24 protein-coding genes are annotated in these 18,305 nt (G+C 71.5%); 19 read left to right on the top strand and 5 right to left on the bottom strand.

All coding sequences use genetic code 11. The features are described from left to right. Positions 1–22: 22 nt before the first annotated feature. A complete protein-coding gene (locus tag ABZ815_RS02700; protein WP_357693208.1) occupies positions 23–610 on the bottom strand; it encodes a hypothetical protein in 588 nt (195 codons plus the stop codon). An 85-nt stretch (positions 611–695) separates the two neighbouring features. Here ABZ815_RS02700 and ABZ815_RS02695 point away from each other — a divergent pair, with 85 nt between their 5' ends. Continuing rightward, positions 696–1,355 carry an HNH endonuclease family protein gene (locus ABZ815_RS02695; RefSeq protein ID WP_357693206.1) on the top strand — a complete coding sequence of 220 codons (660 nt, stop codon included), beginning with the start codon at positions 696–698 and terminating at the stop codon, positions 1,353–1,355. Positions 1,356–1,422: 67 nt separating this feature from the next. Further along, entirely contained in the window at positions 1,423–2,115 is a 693-nt protein-coding gene (locus tag ABZ815_RS02690) for a hypothetical protein (RefSeq protein WP_357693204.1), read from the top strand. 14 nt (positions 2,116–2,129) lie between these two features. Here the strand turns inward: ABZ815_RS02690 and ABZ815_RS02685 are convergent, their stop codons facing one another. Further along, the gene (locus ABZ815_RS02685; RefSeq protein WP_357693202.1) at positions 2,130–2,951 is read right to left on the bottom strand and encodes an alpha/beta hydrolase; all 822 of its coding nucleotides are present in this window, start codon (positions 2,949–2,951) and stop codon (positions 2,130–2,132) included. Between the two features lie 62 nt (positions 2,952–3,013). On the opposite strand from ABZ815_RS02685, the gene ABZ815_RS02680 reads away from it, so the two are divergent. From ABZ815_RS02680 to ABZ815_RS02605, 16 genes are all read left to right on the top strand, one after another. After that, positions 3,014–3,517: a MarR family transcriptional regulator gene (locus tag ABZ815_RS02680; RefSeq protein WP_357693200.1), complete on the top strand. Its 504-nt coding sequence runs from the start codon at positions 3,014–3,016 to the stop codon at positions 3,515–3,517. Next, positions 3,514–4,044: a flavoprotein gene (locus ABZ815_RS02675; protein ID WP_357693198.1), complete on the top strand. Its 531-nt coding sequence runs from the start codon at positions 3,514–3,516 to the stop codon at positions 4,042–4,044. Before ABZ815_RS02680 ends, ABZ815_RS02675 begins: the two co-directional genes overlap by 4 nt. 77 nt (positions 4,045–4,121) lie before the next feature. Then, on the top strand, positions 4,122–5,921 hold the full coding sequence (locus ABZ815_RS02670) for an NAD(P)/FAD-dependent oxidoreductase (RefSeq protein ID WP_357693196.1): 1,800 nt from the start codon (positions 4,122–4,124) through the stop codon (positions 5,919–5,921). A 127-nt stretch (positions 5,922–6,048) separates the two neighbouring features. Further along, complete coding sequence (locus ABZ815_RS02665) at positions 6,049–6,318, top strand: hypothetical protein (RefSeq protein ID WP_357693194.1); 270 nt, start codon at positions 6,049–6,051, stop codon at positions 6,316–6,318. Next, on the top strand, positions 6,311–6,925 hold the full coding sequence (locus ABZ815_RS02660; protein WP_357693192.1) for a DUF6879 family protein: 615 nt from the start codon (positions 6,311–6,313) through the stop codon (positions 6,923–6,925). Before ABZ815_RS02665 ends, ABZ815_RS02660 begins: the two co-directional genes overlap by 8 nt. 4 nt (positions 6,926–6,929) lie before the next feature. Beyond that, positions 6,930–7,646, top strand: coding sequence for a DUF6082 family protein (locus ABZ815_RS02655; RefSeq protein ID WP_357693190.1), 717 nt, complete (start codon positions 6,930–6,932; stop codon positions 7,644–7,646). An 11-nt stretch (positions 7,647–7,657) separates the two neighbouring features. After that, positions 7,658–8,047 carry a hypothetical protein gene (locus ABZ815_RS02650; RefSeq protein WP_357693188.1) on the top strand — a complete coding sequence of 130 codons (390 nt, stop codon included), beginning with the start codon at positions 7,658–7,660 and terminating at the stop codon, positions 8,045–8,047. A 44-nt stretch (positions 8,048–8,091) separates the two neighbouring features. Continuing rightward, the gene (locus ABZ815_RS02645; RefSeq protein WP_357693186.1) at positions 8,092–8,709 is read left to right on the top strand and encodes a TetR/AcrR family transcriptional regulator; all 618 of its coding nucleotides are present in this window, start codon (positions 8,092–8,094) and stop codon (positions 8,707–8,709) included. Then, entirely contained in the window at positions 8,706–9,122 is a 417-nt protein-coding gene (locus ABZ815_RS02640; protein ID WP_357693184.1) for a thioesterase family protein, read from the top strand. Before ABZ815_RS02645 ends, ABZ815_RS02640 begins: the two co-directional genes overlap by 4 nt. 61 nt (positions 9,123–9,183) lie before the next feature. After that, positions 9,184–10,344: a histidine kinase gene (locus ABZ815_RS02635; RefSeq protein ID WP_357693182.1), complete on the top strand. Its 1,161-nt coding sequence runs from the start codon at positions 9,184–9,186 to the stop codon at positions 10,342–10,344. Next, positions 10,332–10,973 carry a response regulator transcription factor gene (locus ABZ815_RS02630; RefSeq protein ID WP_357693180.1) on the top strand — a complete coding sequence of 214 codons (642 nt, stop codon included), beginning with the start codon at positions 10,332–10,334 and terminating at the stop codon, positions 10,971–10,973. Before ABZ815_RS02635 ends, ABZ815_RS02630 begins: the two co-directional genes overlap by 13 nt. 34 nt (positions 10,974–11,007) lie before the next feature. Further along, complete coding sequence (locus tag ABZ815_RS02625) at positions 11,008–11,802, top strand: MBL fold metallo-hydrolase (RefSeq protein ID WP_357693178.1); 795 nt, start codon at positions 11,008–11,010, stop codon at positions 11,800–11,802. A 35-nt stretch (positions 11,803–11,837) separates the two neighbouring features. Then, positions 11,838–12,410, top strand: coding sequence for a PadR family transcriptional regulator (locus ABZ815_RS02620; RefSeq protein WP_357693176.1), 573 nt, complete (start codon positions 11,838–11,840; stop codon positions 12,408–12,410). Between the two features lie 117 nt (positions 12,411–12,527). Continuing rightward, on the top strand, positions 12,528–12,905 hold the full coding sequence (locus ABZ815_RS02615) for an SgcJ/EcaC family oxidoreductase (RefSeq protein ID WP_357693174.1): 378 nt from the start codon (positions 12,528–12,530) through the stop codon (positions 12,903–12,905). After that, on the top strand, positions 12,902–13,252 hold the full coding sequence (locus ABZ815_RS02610; RefSeq protein ID WP_357693172.1) for a hypothetical protein: 351 nt from the start codon (positions 12,902–12,904) through the stop codon (positions 13,250–13,252). Before ABZ815_RS02615 ends, ABZ815_RS02610 begins: the two co-directional genes overlap by 4 nt. A 10-nt stretch (positions 13,253–13,262) precedes the next feature. Next, positions 13,263–14,228, top strand: coding sequence for a GNAT family N-acetyltransferase (locus tag ABZ815_RS02605; protein ID WP_357693170.1), 966 nt, complete (start codon positions 13,263–13,265; stop codon positions 14,226–14,228). Here ABZ815_RS02605 and ABZ815_RS02600 read toward each other — a convergent pair. Together ABZ815_RS02600 and ABZ815_RS02595 are read right to left on the bottom strand one after the other, a co-directional pair. Beyond that, positions 14,215–15,675 (bottom strand): ATP-binding protein, encoded by a 1,461-nt coding sequence (locus ABZ815_RS02600; protein WP_357693168.1) that lies wholly within the window; start codon positions 15,673–15,675, stop codon positions 14,215–14,217. The two genes, ABZ815_RS02605 and ABZ815_RS02600, sit on opposite strands and share 14 nt — an antisense overlap. Beyond that, positions 15,672–16,343: a response regulator transcription factor gene (locus ABZ815_RS02595; protein ID WP_357693166.1), complete on the bottom strand. Its 672-nt coding sequence runs from the start codon at positions 16,341–16,343 to the stop codon at positions 15,672–15,674. The genes ABZ815_RS02600 and ABZ815_RS02595 overlap by 4 nt, the downstream gene beginning before the upstream one ends. Positions 16,344–16,487: 144 nt before the next feature. Here ABZ815_RS02595 and ABZ815_RS02590 point away from each other — a divergent pair, with 144 nt between their 5' ends. Beyond that, a complete protein-coding gene (locus ABZ815_RS02590; protein ID WP_357693164.1) occupies positions 16,488–17,057 on the top strand; it encodes a hypothetical protein in 570 nt (189 codons plus the stop codon). Here the strand turns inward: ABZ815_RS02590 and ABZ815_RS02585 are convergent. Beyond that, positions 17,054–18,136, bottom strand: a complete 1,083-nt coding sequence (locus ABZ815_RS02585) for a hypothetical protein (protein ID WP_357693162.1) — start codon at positions 18,134–18,136, stop codon at positions 17,054–17,056. The two genes, ABZ815_RS02590 and ABZ815_RS02585, sit on opposite strands and share 4 nt — an antisense overlap. Positions 18,137–18,305: the final 169 nt, after the last annotated feature.

Below are 18,305 nucleotides of genomic sequence, written 5' to 3'. Positions count from 1 at the left end.
CGGGCCCGGGTCATCGGCGGGATCAGCTCCAGGTGGCGCGCTTGAGCACCCCGGCCAGCCCGTAGGTGTTCCAGGCGTCCACCACCAGGATCCTGGACTGCGGCAGGAACCACTCCCGCTGCGTCCACTTCGAGGTCGTGCGGCCGGTGTCGTTCGTCACGCAGCGGTTCGGCCAGGTGGTGTACTGCGCCTTGTGCCCGGCGCCCACCGGCCGCAGCCCGCGGTAGGAGGCCTTCTCGCCGGGGTACCAGCTCAGCTTGGAGTTGTACGGGCACGGGATCACCCCGCTGAACGGATGGAACTGCTCCTTCCCCGTGTACGTGAAGGAACCGCCGCCGACCGGCACGTTCGTGTACTCCTTCGGCCCGAAGATCCAGAAGCTCTCGCAGTCGGGCGCGAACGGCTCCGCCTTCTTGCACAACAACCCGGTCACCACCACGACGTGGTCGCCCGACCGGCGCACCTGCCAGTCGGCGGGGATCCTCAGGGTCATGCCACGGAAGGAGACGGTCCTGACCTGCGCAGAGGAGGAGGCCGACGCGGTGGACGCGGTCGCGGGCAGTACGGCCGCCGAGGTCAGGACGGCGAGAAGGAGAAGGCTTTTTCTCATGGTTCGGGAAGGTACGCACCCCCACTTGCGGAGGGCTGGCCATCCACTTGGAGGACGTCCGCCTCGGGTGGGTATGGGGTAAAGCATGATCTTCCTGAGACGGGCCGTCCTGATGGTCCTCCTCGCCTTCCTGGTCATCCCGATCACCGAGGTCGTCGCCGGTCCGCAGCCGGCCGCGGCGCAGTCCCGCGCCGAGGCGCAGGCCGGTGCGGCACGGGCCCGCCGCATGCTGGCCCAGCTCCGCGTCGCCAGGCCCTTGTCGCTGCGCGGCTACAGCCATCGCCGGTTCCAGCCCCGGTGGGGACGTCACAAGGGAAGGTGCGACGTACGGGAGACCATCCTGGCCCGCGACGGGCGACGGGTGCGCAGGAACGCCGCCTGCCGTCCGGTGAAGGGCGTCTGGTACAGCCCGTACGACGGCAGGCGGTTGAAGAGCGAGCGCCTGGTGGACGTCGACCACGTCGTGCCGCTGGCCTACGCCTGGCGCTCGGGCGCCAAGAGGTGGAGCCAGGCGCGGCGGCGGGCCTTCGCCAACGACCTCACCCGTCCTGAGCTGGTCACCGTCAGCCATTCCGCCAACATCGCCAAGGGCGGGCAGGGGCCGCAGAGCTGGCGTCCGCGCCGCCGCGCCTACTGGTGCCGCTACGCGACCTCGTGGATCACCGTGAAACACCATTACCGGCTGTTCGTGACGCGCGGCGAGCGCAAGGCGCTGTCCAACATGCTCAGGACCTGTGGGCGCTGACCCAGAACGGGAGAAACGGGGATGAATCCTGACAAAACTGCTGTTGATCAGCGGTTGGATGGGGTGCATGACTGCTCACGAGGTGGCCCGGAGGCTGCCCGACATCCCCGTGCTGCGTGACCTCTGCCGATCGATGGCGGTGCTGGAGGCGGTCCTGAGCCCGGAGTGGGAGGACCGCTTCCACTCCTTCGACGCCCACTGGAGCCCGGGTGAGGAGATGGCCTCCCTGCGGAACGGCTCCGGCGACGACTACTCGATCGTCTTCTCCTCGAAGGGCGCCTACATCCGTGCTTTCGACCACGAGTCCGAGATGAGCCCGTACGCGAACGACGGGCCGTGGCCCGGCGTGCTCGACTCGGTCCCGGACGTCTTCCTCGACTGCGTACGTGAACCCGCGTTCCGCGACGAGGACGGCCTGCCGCTCGTGACCGCCTGCATCTGGCGCGAGACCGGCGACGGGGAGTGGCGCACGGGCGACATCGCCTACCCGGACGCGGCCGAGGACGCCGACGGCGCGTCGGGCCTGTTCGCGCTGCTAACGGACCCCTCGCCGGAGGCGTTCCGGCGGTTCGCCGAGGACCACTACGAGATCCCGGTGGACCTGGACGCGGTCCGGCACGTCTTCGCCCTCCGCCCGCTCACCCCCGCCGTCGTGGCCGCGCTGAACGCCGAGCTCACCCTCCAGGACCTCGCCGAGGACCTTGCGGAAGCCGGGTACCCGATGCCGGAAGCCGGCCACCCGATGGCGGAGGCCGGGTAGCCGGGCGGTCGCGCTCACGCCTGCCCGGCGAACACCGCCTTGAGCGCCTCCGCCGTCGCGCGCGGGAAGGCGGTGTTGCCGTTGTGGCCGCCCGGGAGCGTGACCGGCTCGGTGCCGAGCAGCTCCGCCAGCGCGAGCGCGCAGCGGTAGGTGTGCACCGAAGGCCGGGTGGTACGGCCGATCGCCGGGATCACCCGCGTCCCGGTGTGCGTCAGCTCCGCCGGGGCGAGGTCGTCCGCCATGACCGCCGTGAACTCCGTCCCGATGAAGAAGCCGAAGTTGGCCTGCCGCCTCGGCGTGAGCGGTTGCGGGGTGAGCCCTTCCTCGGTCTCGTCGTGGGCCGGGTCGATGCCGAGGTGCCGGGTGATCGCGGGGAAGGCCGCCGGCAGCCCGCCGGACGCGTACGCCTGCTGGATGGCCGTCAGCTCGGAGACGTGCTCGGCCCGGCCGGCGGCGGGCAGCAGGTTTGGCGTCACGGGCTCGTGCGCGATCAGTGTGCCGAGCACGCCGGGGTGCCGCGCCGCCACCTGGAGGCCGATCGCGCCTCCCATGCTGAACCCGGCCATCAGCGCGGGCCCGTCGGCCACCTCGGCGAGCAGCCGCACGACGTCGTCGGCGTGGTCGGCCATGGTGACGGGCGGCGCGCCGGGGTCGAGGGCGCTGCGCGACAGGCCGCGCCGGTCGTAGGTGACGACCGTGAAGGCGTCGGCCAGGAGCGGCACCAGGTCGGCGGTGCGGTCGGCGTCGCCCTCGCCGCTCTGGGACAGCAGGAGGACAGGCCCGTCGCCCTCGACCTGGAAGTGGAGGGTGGCACCCGGGACGGAAAGCGCGTTCATGATCGGTCTCCTCTGCGAAAAGCATCTAAATCGATGCATCGATATAGATGTATCATGTCGTCATGAACGGAGTCCAACTGTTCCTGCTCGGCCGCACCCTCATGAAGATCGGCGAGCAGGCGATGCCCCAGCCGAAGGGCGACGGCCCGCGCGGCTCGGTCCGTACGGTGCTCGTGGTCCTCGGGGACGTGGTCGCCCATCCCGGCACGACGGTCAGCGAGATCGCGGCGCGGACCGGCCTGCCGCAGAGCCAGGTGTCCACGGCCGTCGCGCGGCTGGAGTCCACGGGGTCCGTCGAGGGCGTGCCCGATCCGGCCGACCGGCGGCGGCGGCTCATCCGTCCCGCCGCGACGCCGTCGGCCCGGGTCGCCGAGGTCAGGGCCACCACGATCGACGACGCCCTCGCCGCCGCGCTCCCCGACCCGGGCCCCGAGGCGGTCCGTGAGGTCGCCGCCGCCCTGGAGGTGCTGGCGCGCCACCTCACGCCGGAGGTCACCGCCCGCGTCCGCGCCGTCGACATGGAGAGCGCCGTCGACGCGGAGAGCGCCGTACGATCTCAACCGTGACCGCCTCCGGCAGGACCCTCTACGTCATCGTGTGCGCGGCCGGCCCGGCCGGCGACGTGGCCAGGCTCGTCGTCCCGGCCCAGGGCGAGGGCTGGGACGTCCAGGTCGTCGCCACGCCGTCGGCGCTCGACTTCATCGACGTGCCCGAGCTGGAGCGCCTGACCGGCCGTCCGGTCCGCAGCCGCTACCGCAAGCCGCACGAGCCCAAGCCGCCCAGGGCCGACGCGATCGTCGTCGCCCCGGCCACGTACAACACGATCAACAAATTCGCCATGGGCGTCGCCGACACCTACGCGCTGGGGGTGCTGGCCGAGGCCCCTGGGCTGGGCATCCCGGTGGTCGTCCTGCCGTTCGTCAACAGCGCGCTCGCCGCGCGGGCGCCCTTCCGGCGCAGCGTCGAGGAGCTGCGGTCGGAGGGGGTGCGCGTCCTGATCGGCCAGGGGCAGTTCGAGCCGCACGCCCCGAGCACGGGCGACGGCAACGACACCTACGTCTGGGAGAGCGCGCTCACGGCGCTGCGTCCGTAGAGGGCCGATCGCGGCCCTTGTCGAACGAGATTCGCGAATGACATTCTGGAATTCGGAACCTCGTCTCCGGAGGACGCATGGACAAGGAAGCCCTCCGCCGCAAATACCTCGAAGAGCGCGACAAGCGACTGCGCCCGGACGGCGACGACCAGTACGTCCGCCTCACCGGCCGCTTCGCCCACTACCTGGACGACCCGTACACGCCGAGGACCGAGCGCGACCCGAAGACCGACCACGTGACGGTGGCCTTCGTCGGCGGCGGGTTCGCCGGGCTCGTCACCGGCGCCCGGCTCAAGGAGGCGGGCATCGACGACGTGCGGATCGTCGAGAAGGGCGGCGACTTCGGCGGCACCTGGTACTGGAACCGCTACCCGGGAGCACAGTGCGACACCGCGTCGTTCGTGTACATGCCGCTCCTGGAGGAGACCGGCCACATGCCGACGGAGAAGTACGCGCACGCCCCCGAGATCCTCGAACACTGCCGCCGCATCGGCAAGCACTACGGCCTGTACGACAACGCGCTCTTCCACACCGAGGTCCAGGACCTGGAGTGGGACGCGTCCCGGTCGCGCTGGACCGTCCGCACGAACCGCGGCGACGCGTTCACCGCCCAGTTCGTGGTCATGGGGATCGGCCCGCTACACGTGCCCAAGCTCCCCGGCATCCCCGGCATCGACGACTTCCTAGGGCATTCGTTCCACACCAGCCGATGGGACTACGACTACACCGGCGGCGACCCCACGGGCGCGCCCATGGACCGGCTGGCGGGCAAGCGCGTCGCCGTCATCGGCACGGGCGCGACGGCCGTGCAGTGCGTGCCGCACCTGGCCCGCGCCTGCGCCGAGCTGTACGTCTTCCAGCGCACCCCCTCCTCGGTGGACGTACGCGACAACCGGCCCACCGACCCCGCCTGGTTCGCCGGGATCGCGACCCCTGGCTGGCAGCGGCGCTGGCTGGAGAACTTCACCGGCAACCAGACCGGCGGCCTGACCGACGAGGACCTGGTGATGGACGGCTGGACCGACATCGCCCGGCGGATCCGCGCCCGCATCACGGCGCTCCCGCCCGAGGACCTGACCCCGGAGAAGATGGCGCAGGCGTACGAGGACTCCGACTTCGAGAAGATGGAGGAGATCCGGGCCCGCGTCGACGCGATCGTCCGCGACCCGGAGACCGCCGCGAAGCTGAAGCCCTGGTACCGCCAGCTCTGCAAGCGTCCCTGCTTCCACGACGAGTACCTGCAGTCCTTCAACGTCCCCGGCACCCGCCTGGTCGACACCGACGGCAAGGGCGTCGAGCGCGTCACCGAGCGCGGCGTGGTGGCCGCCGGAGTCGAGTACGAGGTCGACTGCGTCATCTACGCCTCGGGCTTCGAGGTGACCACCGACTACACCCGGCGCGCCGGCTACGAGCTGACCGGCCGCGACGGCGTCCGGCTCACCGACCACTGGGCGGACGGCATGCGCACCCTGCACGGCATCCACGCGCACGGCTTCCCGAACGCCTTCGTCGTCCAGCCCGCGCAGGGCGCGAACCTCATCTCCAACATCCCGCACAACCTCACCGAGGCCGCCCGGACGATCGCCCTGACCATCGGCCACGCGCTCGCCCACGGCTTCGACGAGATCGAGGTGACCGAGGAGGCCGAGGACGCCTGGATCGAGCTGCTGCTGTCCGGCCCCGGAAGCATCCTCGGCGCCTCCGCCGACTGCACACCCGGCTACTACAACAACGAGGGTCGCGATCCCGGCAGGAAAGGCCGCCTGAACATCGGTCACCCGCAGGGCGCAATGGCGTACTTCGCGTATATCGACGGGTGGCGGACGTCGGGCGCGTTCGAGGGGCTGGAGTTCCGCAAGCGCGCAGAGGGAGATTGACCCGATCGGTCCCCTGGAAGCATTACTGCCCTGCCGGTGAATTCACTCTTCCGTGACCGGACATTGTCGGCCATCGTATTCGATGTCACACTCATGCGTAACGCCACCAGGGAAAAGGGGTTATGCCGTGGCGCGTCCATGGGAAGCTGATGCATCGGCCGAGCTGCGACGACGCCTGGGGAGGTCGGCCCTTGAGCTTGGCGATACCACCGCAAGTCCCTCATGTCCTGATATCTGGGAACTGTCCAACGGCGATATCGCGATAATCGGACGCGACCTTACGGACAGTTACCGGGGCCGGCTGCCCGCGGGGGTTAGTATTGCCCGTGACGAACGCCTGGTCGTCATTCCCCGCAAGATGCTCGTAGCCGCCAAGCCGGATATCCCTGATGCTTAGAAACGTCGCTGCGGCCAAGTCCCAGCAGCTCACGCCCGACGAGTATTTCGCTGATTTCTGGCCGTACTTCCGCGATCTCGAACGGGTGTTTTGGAAGCTTGAGACGCGCCAGAGCTACCGTGAGCCCGACGAGCCGAGCTGGCTGGCCCTCGACGCCGGCGACTGGGGCGAGGCGATCCGGCTCATCGACGAGCGCCGGCAGGAGATCCAGCGGCCGCTGCGCGAGGCGGGGGAGTTCGCGATGCGGCGGGTCCGGCTCGTCGAGCGGCCCTTCAGTTCCTACCTGCAGTGGGAGCTCTACTACATCCGCCTGCGGGCCCTGGCCGGCGAGCACATCCGCGTCCTCGAAGCCGACGGCCTGGCGGCGCTCGGCTTCCCCGAGGCGCTGCCCGAGGTGGTCATCCTTGACACGACGGTCATGTACGAGGTGCTCTACAGCCAGGACGGCACACTGACCGGAGCGCGCAAGATCCTCGACCGGTCGTTGATCGAGAGCTGCGGAGACGACATGGAGAAGCTCTTCGGCCAGGGCGCGGAGCTCATTCCGTACATGACCGCCGAACGCGACGTGCTTCCTCCGCCGCTGCGCCACTCGGCCACGTTCTAGCCAGGTGAACAGACGGTCGTTCGGGCGCTACTGGGTGACCATCCTGCTCCTGCTGTCGGTCGTCGCCGCCGCCGGCCTGGTCGTCGCCTCCCCCTTCTTCCTGGCCGCCCTGGGACGCAGCCGCGGCGACTGGTCGGTGCTCGGCGACATCGGCCAGACGTACGGCGCGGCCTCGGCCATCCTGGCCGTGCTCGCGCTGATCGGCGTGGCGTTCTCGCTCGTGCTCCAGGCCAGGGAGGCCAAGTCCGCCAGGGAGCAGGCGCTGCGCACGCTGCACGGCGACCTGATGAAGATGGCGATGGACGACCCGCTCTACCGGGCGTGCTGGGGGGCGTTCTTCGCCTCCGGCGACGAGGAGGGCCAGCGGGCCCACCTGTACGTGAACATGATCCTCAACCACTGGCTGCTGATGTGGGAGCTGCGCTCGATCACCGAGGCCCACCTGCGGGAGGTCGCCGCGACCGTGCTCGCCGGGCCGATCGGCGGCGGGTTCTGGCGGCAGGTGCGGGCGTTGCGGATGACGAGCGCCGGGTCGCGCAGGGAGCGCCGGTTCAACCTGATCGTCGACGACGTCTACTCCGAGGTGACCGCCGGCGGGACGGCGTCCGTGGCGGCGGCGCCGCGCCGGGGAGGTTCCGTGGCGGTGCGGGTCGGGGTGGTGCTCGCGTTGGTTGTGGTCGTACGGCGTATTTTGCGCAGGTTCGTGGGGGATCGGCACTAGTTTCGTGCACCATGAGCTACGACCTGTACTTCGGCTCGGAGGACGACGAGCCGCGTCCACCGGACCTGGTGGCCTGGAACAACGTCGTCACCCAGGCCAGCGCGCTCCTTGGCGAGGTGAAGATCTTCGAGGACCCGCCCAACTGGGACCTCGAACACGAGGGCACCGGCATCTCGGTGAACCACTGGGAAGGCGGCTGGGGGATCAGCGTGCCGTTCTGGTGGCACGGTGACGCCGCCGGCCGGGTCGTGGAGCTGATGTACCAGGTGGCGCGGATCGTCGAGCGGGAGTCGGGGCTCGCCGGCAGCGATCCCCAGCTCGGCCGCCCACTGGCGGAGGCCGACGCGGCGGAGGCGGTCCTGATGTTCGACTCGGTCGCGGTGCGCTACGGGAGGGTTTGACCCCTTCAATCTGAACGATCGGTCGTTAATGTATGCTGAGCGGCATGGCCGACGTGAAGGAAGACGGTCGCCGGGCGCGCGGGCAGCGCAGCCGTGAGGCGATCCTCGGGCAGGCCGTGTCACTGGCTTCGGTGCACGGCCTGGACGGGCTGACCCTGGGCCGGTTGGCCGAAGCCGCCGGGGTCAGCAAATCCGGATTTTTCGCCCACTGGCGCGACAAGGAGCAGCTCCAGCTCGACACCGTCGAATGGGCCGTCCGCCAGTGGACGGACGAGATCGTCAGGCCCGCGCTCAAGGCCCCGCCCGGCGTGGCCCGCGTCCTGGCCCTGCACGAGGCCCGGCTGCGCTTCTACGAGACCGGCGTCCTCCCCGGCGGGTGCTTCTTCTACACCGCGCAGGTCGAGTTCGACGACCGTCCCGGCCCGGTCAGGGACCGGGTGGCCGAGGCGGCGGCCGACTGGCTCGCCTTCATCGAGCGGCTGGTGCGCGAGGCGGTCGAGCTGGGCGAGCTGCCGCCGCAGACCGACCCGGCGCAGCTCGCGTACGAGATCGAAGCCCTGGGGGAGTCCGTGGTCACCCAGACCCGCCTGCTCGGCAGGGGCGGGGCCGCCTACGAGCGGTCCCGTCGCGCCGTCCACGACCGACTGAAGGAGCCCGTGTGACCCAGACCCGACCCGCCCAGGTGCACTTCGACGACCTCGACGCGATGGGCCTGCTGCACAACTCGCGCTACGCCCTGCTGGTCGAGCGCGCCATCTCCGCCTACTGGGCCGAGCAGGGCTGGAGCTTCGACCCGGCGATCTCCAAGTTCAAGGACCTCTACCTGGCCGTCCGCGAGTTCAAGATCACCTACAACGCGCCGGTCATGGGCGCGGGTGAGGTGCTGGTCGACTTCTGGATCGACCGCATGGGCCGGACCAGCGGCGTCTACGGCTTCCGGGTCCTGTCCGGCGACCGCTCGGTCGTGCACGCCGAGGGCTACCGCGTCAACGTCAACCTCGACCCGCAGACCTTCCGGCCCGCGCCGTTCAGCGCGGAGCTGCGTACGGCCGCCGAGCCGCTGATGGCGGGCTGAGCCGCCGAAGGTAGACCCCGCACTACTGCGCGCCGTTCCCCGCCGCCGATACGGTCACCGGGTGGGAAACAGGACCGCGCTCGAAGCGCTCACGCAGCGCCCGCCCGCCTTCCTCCGGTCGGCCTGGACATGGCGGTGCGTGGCGTACCTGCTGGGCAGCGTGGTCCCGGGGGCGGCCGTCGGCCTGGGCGTCATGGTGGTCGGGCTCGCCGGGCCGCCGGTGAGCCTGCTGCTCGTGCCGGTGCTGCCGGCGCTGGTCGTGCCGCTGATCGCCCGGTTCGAGCGCGTACGGCTGCGTCTGGTGGACACCGTGCCGCTGCCGCCGGTGCCCGACCGGCGCAGGCGGGAGGCCGGGGTCGCCGTCATGACGGTGTTCGCGATGTGGTGGATCGACCTGCTCATGCTGGGGTTCACCGTCGGGGGGCCGGTGCTGCTGATCCTGTCGCCCGTGGTGCAGCCGGAGGTCGTGCCGGCCGCCGGGCTCGTGGCGAGCGTGGCGGGGGTGCTGCTGCTGCCGGTGGCGGCGTACACGATCACGGCGTGGGGTGGGGCGCGCGGCGCGATGGTCAGGGCGGTGCTCGCGCCCACCGGGTCGGAGCTGAGCGAGGTCATGCGGTCGCGGGCGCGCCTGGTGGACGCGTTCGAGACCGAGCGCCGCAGGATCGAGCGGGACCTGCACGACGGCGCGCAGCAGCGGCTGGTCGCGCTGTCGATGACGCTCGGCATGGCCAGGCTGGACGTGCCCGACGACTCCCCGATGGCCAGGACGCTCGGCCGGGCGCACGACGAGGCCAGGCAGGCGCTGGCCGAGCTGCGCGAGCTGATCAGGGGCGTGCATTCGCAGGTGCTGACCGACCGGGGGCTGGGCGCGGCGGTCCGCGACGTCGCCGGACGCTCGCCGGTGCCCGTGGACGTGGACGTCGACGGGCTGGGCCGGCTGCCGGCGCCGGTCGAGGTCACCGCGTACTACGTGGTCAGCGAGGCGCTGGCGAACGTCGCCAGGCACAGCGCGGCCACCAGGGCCGCGGTCACCGCCCGGACGGCGGCCGGCACGCTGGCCGTCGAGGTCCGCGACGACGGCGTGGGCGGCGCCGACCCGGCCAGGGGGACCGGGCTGACCGGCCTGGCCGACAGACTGGCCGTGGTGGAGGGAAGATTGTCGGTGTCCAGCCCGCCGGGCGGCCCGACCCTGGTGAGAGTGGAGATCCCGTGCGCGTGGTGATCGCCGAGGACGCCGTGCTGCTCCGCGAGGGGCTGGTCGGACTGCTCGAACGTTTCGGCCACACCGTGGCCGCCTCGGTCGGCGACGCGGACGCCCTGGTCGCGGCGGTCGCCGAGCACCGCCCCGACGCCGTGGTGACCGACGTGCGGATGCCTCCCGGCTTCACCGACGAGGGCCTGCGCGCCGCGCTCGACCTGCGCCGCCGCCATCCCGGCCTGGCCGTGCTCGTGCTCAGCCAGTACGTCGAGCAGACGTATGCGGCCGAGCTGCTGGAGTCCGGCGACGGCGCGGGCGTCGGCTACCTGCTCAAGGACCGCATCGGCGACGTGCGCGAGTTCGTGGACGCGCTCGACCGGGTGGCCGCGGGCGGCACGGTCGTGGACCCGGAGGTGGTGCGCCAGCTCCTGCGGCGGCGGCGCGACCCGCTGGCCCGGCTCACCCCGCGCGAGCAGCAGGTCCTCGGCCTGATCGCCGAGGGCCGCGCGAACGCCTCGATCGCCAGGGAGCTGGTCGTCACCGAGGCCGCCGTGGCCAAGCACATCGCCGGCATCTTCACCAAGCTCGACCTGCCGCCCGAGTCCGACGGGCACCGCCGGGTCCTGGCCGTGCTGGCCTACCTTCAGGGATGACCGGCAGGAAGTCCGAAAAGTAAGGTTCGTTGGCATGAACGAGCGGTGGCAGGAGGTCGGCGACCGGGTCTACGTGCGCCGCCATGAGTCCTTCGACATGAACACGGGCCTGATCGTGGGCGACGGGCACTGTCTGGTGCTCGACACCCGCAGCTCCCACCGGGAGGCGGCCGACCTGATCGACGCGATCAGGACGATCACCAGCCATCCATGGACGGTCGTGAACAGTCACTCGCATTTCGACCACTACTTCGGCAACGCGCTCTTCCGTCCCGCCGAGATCTGGAGCCACGTCCGGTGCGCCGAGGAGATCGACGTCTACGGCGAGCAGCATCGCGCGGACGTCCTGGAACGGCTGCCCGACCGCCGCGCGGAGATGGAGGAGATCGCGATCGTGCCGCCCGACCACACCTTCACCGCCTCGGCCAGCCTCGACATCGGCGGACGCATGGTGCACCTGCGGCATTTCGGGCTCGGGCACAGCAGCAACGACATCGTCCTGCACGTGCCGGACGCCGGCGTGGTGTTCGCCGGTGACCTGGTCGAGGAGGGCGCGCCGCCGGCGTTCGGCGACTCCTACCCGCTCGACTGGCCGGTCACGACGGGCGCGATGCTCGACGCGCTGCCGGAGCAGGTGTTCGTGCCGGGGCACGGCGCGGTGGTCGGCCGGGCGTTCGTCCAGGAGCAGCGGGCCGAGCTGGAGCTGGTGGCGGAGCTGGCCGCTAAGGCCCACGTGGAGGGGTTGCGCGACTCGATCACGCGGTTCCCGTACCCGGAGGAGGTGTCGCGGCAGGCGATCGAGCGGGCCTTCCTCCAGCTCGACGGCTAGGCTATATTGCAAAGTGCAATATGGAGGGTGGCAACATGGCGCAACGCAAGAGCCTGGTCGACCTGACCGTGCTCGCCCTGCTCACGGTGCACCCGAGCCACCCCTACGAGCTCCACCGCTTCATCATCGACACGCACAAGGACTACATCACCGGCCTGCCGCGCAGCCTCTACCACGCGGTCGAGCGGCTGGCCGCGGACGAGCTGATCGTCCCCGCCAAGACCGACCGTGAGGGCCGCCGGCCCGAGCGCACGGTCTACGAGATCACCGACGAGGGCCGCCAGGAGCTGATCACCCGGCTCCGGCGGCTGCTGGAGCAGCCCGACCCCGACCGGCGCGCCTTCGTGGCGGCCATCTCGCTGATCGGCTGCCTGCCGCCGTCCGAGGCGCAGCGGGCGCTGCGTGCCCGCGCCGCCACGCTCGAAGGCACGCTCGCCGGGATGGAAGGGCACATCAAGGCCATGAACGACAGTGGCCTGCCGGAGATCCTCATGCTGGAGGTCGAGTGCGAGCAGGCTCTGCACGCCGCCGAGCTCGCCTGGATCAGGAGGCTTCTCGACCGGCTCCACCAGGGCGAACTCACCTGGACGAGCACGGCCGAGGGGTGAGATGACAAGGGCCGCCGGGGTGCGCCAACACCCCGGCGGCCGACATCCGAACACGGCGCCTGCCCTGCCCGGACGCGCAACTCCCAGGATAGGCGCCGCCACGAAGGGAGCTGTGCCATGTCCGAAGAGATCACCCGCCTGGTCGAGCGGATGACGGAGACCTGGAACGCCGGCGACTCCGCCGGCTACGCCGGCCTGTTCACCGAGGACGCCGACTACATCACCTTCTTCGGCCTGCACCTCAAGGGCAGGAAGGCGATCGAGGAGACCCACCGCGCGCTGTTCAGGACGTCCATCAAGCTCGCCGAGGGCGGCCCCGCGCCGACCGTCAGGCCGCTGACCGACGACGTCGCGCTGGTGATCGCGGGCGGCACCTCGTCGGTGGACGGCGTGCCCGACCCGAAGAGGGCGTCCGTCGTCACGCTGACCGCGCTGCGCACGCCGGAGGGCTGGCTGTTCGCCTCCTTCCAGAACAGCCGGGTGAGCAAGCCATGAGGAAACGGCTGATCACCGAGGTGGCCGGGGTGATCGGCGCCCCGGTCGAGCAGGTGTGGCAGGCCCTGACCGGCTCGCCGCCCGCCTACCCGATGACCGTCGAGCAGGACGGGCACACCGTCGCCTACCAGGGCGGCTGGTGGTACCGGGGCGAATGGACCGTCCTGCCGCACCCCGAGGGCGCCCGCGTGGAGCACCGCGTCTACGACGTGGCCGGGTGGGGAGGCTGGGGAGTGGCCCTGGCCAACCGGTTCTTCATCGGGTTCGGGCGGCGGACGCGGGAGGCGTTCGCCGAGCGGATCGCAGGGGTCGGAAAACAATTGGGGTGCTTCACCAGGCTGGCCTAGGCTGCTGGCCATGAGCCTGGCGTGGGAACCGCTGACCCTTGACGACACCGAGGCGCTCGCCGACCTCCTGGCCGCGATCGAGGCCGAGGATCGCATCGGCGAGGTCCACGACCTCGACGACGTCAGGGAGCAGCTCGGCCACCGCCTGATCGACCTGGCCGCGGGCACGCTCGCGGCCAGGGAGGGCGGCGAGATCGTCGCCTACGGCTACCTGCCGGTCCGGCAGTCCGCCACCGACACCCACGTCATGCGGCTGTCGGGCGGCGTGCACCCCGGCCATCGCGGGCGCGGGCTGGGCCGGCGGATCATCGACTGGAGCCTGGCCGTCGCGCCGGAGCTGAGCGAGAAGGCCTTCCCGGGCGTCCCGCTGGAGATCCATCTGTACGTGCCCGACACCAACCTCGGGCTGAAGGCACTGGCCGAAAGGGCCGGCTTCGCCGCCAACCGCTGGTTCGCCCACATGGGGCGGCCGCTGTCGGGCGAGCTGCCGGACTTCACACCGCCCGCCGGGGTGTCCGTCACCTCCTGGTCGCCCGAGCTGGACGAGGGCGCCCGCCACGTGCGCAACGAGGCGTTCCTCGACCACTGGGGCAGCGTCCCGCACACCCCCGAGAGCTGGCAGGACTACATCGTCGGCTCCCGGAACTTCCTGCCGGAATCGTCGTTCGTGGCCCTGCACGAGGGGCGGGCGGTGGGCGTGCTCATCACCCACACCTTCGAGGGCTACAACGAGCAGGCCGGCGTGCGCCGGGCCTGGATCCAGATCATCGGCACGCTCCGGGAGTGGCGCGGCAAGGGCGTGGCCAGCGCGCTGATCGCGCACGCCCTGGCCGCCTTCCGCACGCAGGGGTTCGACACGACCGCGCTGGGCGTCGACGCCGACAACCCCACAGGAGCCGTCAGCGTCTACGCCCGCTCCGGGTTCGAGATCTTCGAACGCAGCTCGAACTACGCCCTGGCCGTCAAGCCGGACTGAGCGCCCCCTCCGCGAGCGGGAAGCGGGCCACGAACCCGGCGTCCGTGTACGTCAGCGTGCCGCCGTGCAGGTGGGCGATGTCCCTGGCGATGGGCAGGCCGAGCCCCGCGCCGCCCGCGTCCCTAGCCCGCGCCTCGTCCAGGCGGGTGAAGCGGCCGAAGACGGCCTCGCGGTGCTCCGGCGGGATTCCGGGGCCGTCGTCCTGCACTTCGAGCACGGCCTGGTCCTCCTCGGCGCGCACCCGTACGCGTACGGCCGAGGCGGCGTGCCGTACGGCGTTGTCGGCCAGGTTGGTGACCAGCCGGTCGAGGTGGGCGCGGGAGCCGTTCAGCACCACGTCGGGCTCGATGTCCAGCTCCACCCGCACCTCGGGCCGCCGCCGGGCGCGCAGCGACTCCTCGGCCGCCACCTGGCCCAGGTCCAGCTCGCCGGTGCGCAGCGGTTCGCCGGCGTCCAGCTTGGCCAGCATGAGCAGGTCGGCGGCCAGCGCCTGGAGGCGTTCGACGTCGGCCAGCGCCTCGCGGGTCAGCTCGCTCTGCTCGGCCAGTTCGAGCCGGGCGCGCAGGGTGGCGATCGGGCTGCGCAGCTCGTGCGCGGCGTCGGCGACGAACCGCTTGTGCCGGCCCACGGCCGTCTCCAGACGGTCGAGGGTGCCGTTCACGGTGGTGGCCAGGGCCGCGATCTCGTCCTTGGAGCCCGGTACCGGCACCCGCTGGTGCAGGTCGCGGGCCGTGATGTCGGCCACCTTGGCCCTGATCGCGGCCACGGGGGCCAGCGCGCGGCCCACGGAGAACCAGGTCATGCCGGCCACCACGAGCAGCAGGGCGGGCACGCCGGGCAGCAAGGCGCTGTACAGGGCCTCGACGGCCTTCCGCACGCCGTCCAGGGAGACCCGCGACCAGAGCGTGGCCGGGCCGGTCGGCGTGGTCACCTGCAGGCCCGCGACTGCGTAGCTGGCCGGCTGCGCCCACAGGGCGGGCGAGCCGGTGGCCCGGCCGGCCAGGACGAGGTCGGGATCGGCGAGCCGGACCACGGCCGCGTCCTCCGCCAGGGTCTCGCTCGCCTGGCCGGAGACCGTTCTCGACGGTGGCGTCGCTCCCTCCGGCGCGACCGGCTCCGTCTCGGTGACCGGCAACGTCTCGGTGACCGGCAACGCCGCGTACGGCACAGTCTCCGCGTACGACACCGCCGCCGCGGCCCGCCTGGCCGCCTCCTCGCCCGCGTTGCCCTCCAGCGTGCCGCGCAACGCCATGACCAGCACCAGGGCGGCGACGCCGAGCGCCAGGGCCACCACCAGCGTCGCCGCGACGGTGGCCCGCAACCGCACCGACGACAACCCGGCCGACACCCGCCCCCAGCTCGCCGGGCCCCAGCTCACCCGGCCCTGGCTCAGGCGCCCCCAGCTCACCCGCAGCCGGTTGAGCCGCGCTCCGAGCGGGGCCCTCACGCCGGCTCCAACCGGTAGCCCGCCCCACGGACGGTCATCAGCGACGTCCGGCCGAACGGCAGGTCGATCTTCCTGCGCAGGGCGCTGATGTAGACCTCGACGATGTTCGGATCGCCGTCGTAGGAGAAGTCCCACGCCTGGGCCAGCAGCTCGCCCTTGGAGACCACCTCCCCGGGCCGCCGGGCGAGCGCGTGCAGCACCGCGAACTCCTTCGGCGTCAGCCCGATCTCCACCCCGCCCCTGCGGCAGCGCAGGCCGGCCGGGTCGACCACCAGGTCGCCGACGGTGATCGTCACCGGCCGCTCGGTCCCGCCGCGCCGCACCAGGGCGCGCAGCCGGGCCAGCAGCACCACGTACGAGAACGGCTTGGCCAGGTAGTCGTCGGCGCCGTTGTCGAGCGACTCGGCCTCGTCGTGGACGCCGTCCTTGGCGGTGAGCATCATGATCGGGGTCCAGTCGCCCGCCTCGCGCAGCCGGGAGCACACCGTGTAGCCGTTCATCCTGGGCAGCATCACGTCCAGGACGATCACGTCGTAGGCGTTCTCGGTCGCCATCCACAGGCCGTCGCGCCCGTCGTGGGCCACGTCGACCGCGAAGCCTTCGCCCGCCAGCCCGCCCTTGATCAGGCCGGCCAGCCGTTCCTCGTCCTCCACCAGCAGCACTCGCACGACGTCCAGAGTGCCTGAGTGAACCTAAAGCCAACCTGAAGATCCTTTTGGGCGCGTTCAGGATCGCTTCAGGTGTGGGCGAGCACGATCGGGGCGTTCGGATGGATGCGACTGAATTCGACTGGATTCGACTGAGGAGAATGCATGTTCAAGCGACGTCTCGCGGTCCTCGGCACGGTGGGGGTGCTCGCGCTCGCGGTCCTGGGCGGCTCCGCCCTGGCCGACGCGCCCCCCGCCCCCGACGTCCCCGCAGCCACCACCGTGGCCGCCACCACCCTGGCCGCCACCACGGCCCCCACCATGGCCGGGGTGTCCTGCCGGACGCCGGACGGCAAGGAGGTCAAGTTCGTCCACAGCGTGGCGGCCCGCGTGTTCGTCGCCCGCGACGAGAAGGGCGAGCGCAAGGACGGCGCGCCCGCACCTGACGCCGAGCCGGGCGTCACGGTCGAGATCTCCCCCCTGACCACCACCGAGGCCGCCCCCACCACGCCCAGCGCCCCCGCCGCCCCTGAGGGCGCGCCCGGCGCCCCCGAAGCCGCGCCCATCGCTCCCGCCACCCCCGAGGACGCGCCGAGCGCCACCCTGCCCGAGGGCGAGACGGTACGGGCGGTCCCCGCGCTGCCTGCGACCGAGCTCCCGCCGGGCGCCGTGAACGCGGACGACCCCAGCAAGGTCGTCCAGATCGTCTGCGCGCAGGCGAAGCCCGTCGACTAGTTCTGTCCAGGGAACGACGGGTGCGGGCCCAGCGCCCAGTACTCGAACAGGCCGTGGCCGACGAGCCCGTCGTACTCGAAGCGGCCGACGGCGTCGACCAGGCCCCACATCCTGGCGGCGTCGTCGGGCAGCCGGTACGTCACTCCCTGCACGACCGGCCCCGGCCCCTGGTACATGCCGTGCCTCCAGTCCGGCTCCAACCCGTACCCGGTGCCGACCATGAGATGGACCGGCAGCACCGGCGTGCAGCGCACCTCGAACGGTCTGCCGCCCGGCGGCGAGAAGGCGATCACCGCCTCCACGACGTCCCGGGTGTCAGGGGCGTAGACCGGGCGGTAGTCCGGCCGGCCGAGGTACTCCTCCTCCCGCCCGTCCGACCACACGCGTACGGCCTCCTCCAGCAGCCGCCGGCCATGCTCGTCCTCCTGGACGATGCACAGGATGGCGTGGTCGTCGAACCTCATCGGCGCGTACAGCCAGTAGAACGTGCCGGAGTTGTTCGCCTGGATGCCGGGCGGCTCGGGCTCGCCGACCGGCCGGACGCCCCAGGAGCGGTCCCTGGTGCCGAGCCAGCGGTCGGGGGTGACCGGGATCCCCTGGTCGCCGATGGTGATGCTGCCCGTCCAGCGGCCGGTCTGGGCGAGCCGTACCGAGTCGAACATGACCCGCTCCTGCCAGCGCAGGAAATGGCGGGGTTCGAGGGTCGCCGGGATCGTCCCCTCCCAGTCGAGCTCGAAGGACAGGCCATGCTCGTTCGGCTCCAGGATCACGCGGAGCCGCTTGAGCCCTTCGACGACCTCGACGCGGAACGGGCCGATCCCGGTGTTCATCCGGTCGGGGCCCAGCTCGCGCGAGGCCCGTACGACGCGGTGCAGGTCGCCGTGCCGTACGCAGGCGAAGGCGTCGGTGACGCCGAGGTTGGGGTACTGGCCGAGGCCGACGATCAGCATGAGCTCGTCGGTGCCGGCGTGGCAGTTGAAGTAGTAGCGGTCGTAGAAGTTGCGGTCGGAGGTGGCGACGTGCCGCATGACCTGGGCGGTCTGGTGCACGGGGTGATCGTCGAGCGGTGACAGCGCCATGCCCGGAGTTCTAGCAAGCGCTTGGTATGCCGTCAACAGGCCGGGGGAACACGAAGCGGGGGCCCCCGCCAACCCCAGGGGGGGGGGGGGGTTTGGGCCCGCGACAGGGGGGGGGGGGGGGGCGAGGGGGGGGGGGAGCGGGGGGGAGGAGGCAGCACACTCGCAGCAA

Origin of the sequence: Nonomuraea sp. NPDC047529, from assembly GCF_040642995.1 — a bacterium.
Lineage (GTDB): Bacteria > Actinomycetota > Actinomycetes > Streptosporangiales > Streptosporangiaceae > Nonomuraea.
The sequence above is the reverse complement of the archived record's forward strand: the minus strand, read 5'-3'. Positions and strand labels throughout refer to the sequence as shown.

Excerpts from the sequence above, each read along its gene's own strand:
- ABZ815_RS02700 (WP_357693208.1), bottom strand. The coding sequence starts at position 610 with ATGAGAAAAAGCCTTCTCCTTCTCGCCGTCCTGACCTCGGCGGCCGTA.
- ABZ815_RS02695 (WP_357693206.1), top strand. The coding sequence starts at position 696 with ATGATCTTCCTGAGACGGGCCGTCCTGATGGTCCTCCTCGCCTTCCTG.
- ABZ815_RS02690 (WP_357693204.1), top strand. The coding sequence starts at position 1,423 with ATGACTGCTCACGAGGTGGCCCGGAGGCTGCCCGACATCCCCGTGCTG.
- ABZ815_RS02685 (WP_357693202.1), bottom strand. The coding sequence starts at position 2,951 with ATGAACGCGCTTTCCGTCCCGGGTGCCACCCTCCACTTCCAGGTCGAG.
- ABZ815_RS02680 (WP_357693200.1), top strand. The coding sequence starts at position 3,014 with ATGAACGGAGTCCAACTGTTCCTGCTCGGCCGCACCCTCATGAAGATC.
- ABZ815_RS02670 (WP_357693196.1), top strand. The coding sequence starts at position 4,122 with ATGGACAAGGAAGCCCTCCGCCGCAAATACCTCGAAGAGCGCGACAAG.
- ABZ815_RS02660 (WP_357693192.1), top strand. The coding sequence starts at position 6,311 with ATGCTTAGAAACGTCGCTGCGGCCAAGTCCCAGCAGCTCACGCCCGAC.
- ABZ815_RS02650 (WP_357693188.1), top strand. The coding sequence starts at position 7,658 with ATGAGCTACGACCTGTACTTCGGCTCGGAGGACGACGAGCCGCGTCCA.
- ABZ815_RS02645 (WP_357693186.1), top strand. The coding sequence starts at position 8,092 with ATGGCCGACGTGAAGGAAGACGGTCGCCGGGCGCGCGGGCAGCGCAGC.
- ABZ815_RS02625 (WP_357693178.1), top strand. The coding sequence starts at position 11,008 with ATGAACGAGCGGTGGCAGGAGGTCGGCGACCGGGTCTACGTGCGCCGC.
- ABZ815_RS02620 (WP_357693176.1), top strand. The coding sequence starts at position 11,838 with ATGGCGCAACGCAAGAGCCTGGTCGACCTGACCGTGCTCGCCCTGCTC.
- ABZ815_RS02615 (WP_357693174.1), top strand. The coding sequence starts at position 12,528 with ATGTCCGAAGAGATCACCCGCCTGGTCGAGCGGATGACGGAGACCTGG.
- ABZ815_RS02610 (WP_357693172.1), top strand. The coding sequence starts at position 12,902 with ATGAGGAAACGGCTGATCACCGAGGTGGCCGGGGTGATCGGCGCCCCG.
- ABZ815_RS02605 (WP_357693170.1), top strand. The coding sequence starts at position 13,263 with ATGAGCCTGGCGTGGGAACCGCTGACCCTTGACGACACCGAGGCGCTC.
- ABZ815_RS02590 (WP_357693164.1), top strand. The coding sequence starts at position 16,488 with ATGTTCAAGCGACGTCTCGCGGTCCTCGGCACGGTGGGGGTGCTCGCG.
- ABZ815_RS02585 (WP_357693162.1), bottom strand. The coding sequence starts at position 18,136 with ATGGCGCTGTCACCGCTCGACGATCACCCCGTGCACCAGACCGCCCAG.